The organism is Streptococcus sp. 1055, from assembly GCF_013276815.1.
In the GTDB taxonomy this organism is placed as follows: domain Bacteria; phylum Bacillota; class Bacilli; order Lactobacillales; family Streptococcaceae; genus Streptococcus; species Streptococcus pseudopneumoniae.
This window is the reverse complement of sequence record NZ_VMLT01000169.1, coordinates 1-1,590: the sequence shown is the minus strand read 5'-3', so window position 1 is coordinate 1,590 and position 1,590 is coordinate 1. Positions and strand designations below refer to the sequence as shown.

General features: G+C 41.7%; 1 protein-coding gene and 1 pseudogene. Both read right to left on the bottom strand.

Going from position 1 to position 1,590, the window contains the following annotated elements; all coding sequences use genetic code 11:
* Positions 1-160: 160 nt before the first annotated feature.
* A complete protein-coding gene (locus tag HT699_RS11410; RefSeq protein ID WP_001019001.1) occupies positions 161-1,042 on the bottom strand; it encodes a class II fructose-bisphosphate aldolase in 882 nt (293 codons plus the stop codon).
* Positions 1,043-1,182: 140 nt separating this feature from the next.
* Positions 1,183-1,590, bottom strand: a pseudogene (gene vncS / locus HT699_RS11405) (sensor histidine kinase VncS); the annotation flags it as partial.

Genomic DNA, 1,590 nt, shown 5'->3' with positions numbered 1-1,590 from the left:
ATAGAAATATTTTAGCAGTTATATTGTCCTGTTCTAGTTTCAAAACGCTATAGAAGCAGCATTGTGCTAGTCTAGATTCAGTTTACTATACTAAAACGAGTAGCTTGAAATCAAAAAACCCACCCTCACAGGCAGGTTTTATCTGTATTATTCAGCTAGATTATGCTTTACCTTCTGAACCGAATACGTCGATACGTTCTTCAACCGATGCTTGGATAGCTTTTACACCGTCAGCCAAGAATTTACGTGGGTCGAAGAGTTTTTTCTTATCGTATTCTGCTTCGTTTGCTTCGTAGTCACGAGCAAATTTACGAGTTGCGTTAGCGAATGCGATTTGGCATTCAGTGTTAACGTTAACTTTGGCAACACCAAGTTTGATAGCTGCTTGGATTTGCTCATCAGGAATACCTGAACCACCGTGCAATACGATTGGGAATCCTGGAAGAGCTTCTGTCAATTTTTGCAAGTGGTCAAGGTCAAGACCTTCCCAGTTTGCTGGGTAAGGACCGTGGATGTTACCGATACCAGCTGCCAAGAAGTCGATACCAGTTTCAACCATTGCTTTAGCGTCTTCGATTGGAGCCAATTCACCTTTACCGATGATTCCGTCTTCTTCACCACCGATAGTACCAACTTCAGCTTCTACTGAGATACCTTTAGCGTGTGCTTTTTCAACAACTTCTTTAGCCAATTTAAGGTTTTCTTCAACTGGAAGGTGTGAACCGTCAAACATGATTGAAGTGTAACCAACTTCGATACACTCAAGTGCATCTTCGTAGTGGCCGTGGTCAAGGTGGATAGCTACTGGTACAGTGATACCCATTGATTCAACAAGGTTAGCGATCAAGTTGCGAGCAACTTTGTAACCACCCATGTATTTAGCAGCACCCATTGAAGTTTGGATCAAAACTGGAGCTTTTTTAGCTTCTGCTGCGCGCAAGATAGCTTGAGTCCACTCAAGGTTGTTTGTGTTAAATCCACCAACTGCATAACCGTTGTCACGAGCTGCTTGGACAAATTTTTCTGCTGAAACGATTGCCATTTTATCAGGCCTCCTGTATATTTTTATGGGTCACCCCATTTACATTGTTCATTTTATCACTTTTTGACAAAAAAATCTAGTTTTTCCCGTAGTTTCGATTTAATTTCTTCTAGCTTCATCCATGTAAACCCTTTCTATCTCTAGTCTTGGGCGACTTTTGGAAAAGCTATGAAGAAGGTTAAACGATTCTCCTCCATCTCGAAATGATAAGCTAATTTTTCATGTTCCAATAGACTCTTGACCACAAAGAGTCCCATCCCAGGCCCTTTGGGCTTGCGACTAGCATTATCAGAAAAAGACTGGGCTAGTTTTTCTTGTTCTTCTGAGCTACAGCTATTCTCGATAAAGAGTTCCCCTTCTCTTTCTCCAATGCCAACCAAGCCACCTGGAACAGAGTGCTTGATGGCATTGCTGATGAGATTAGAAAGAATCAACTTCATAACTGATGGGTTTAGATAAGCCTGCTGATGGGTCAAACTATTGTCAATCTGGAGCTCTCTTTCCTTGGCGAGCAAGGCATAATCCTTAACCAGACTTTGTGTCATCTG

What these genes read in the sequence shown, in the direction of transcription:
- HT699_RS11410 (WP_001019001.1), bottom strand. Translation starts at nt 1,042, where the DNA reads ATGGCAATCGTTTCAGCAGAAAAATTTGTCCAAGCAGCTCGTGACAAC.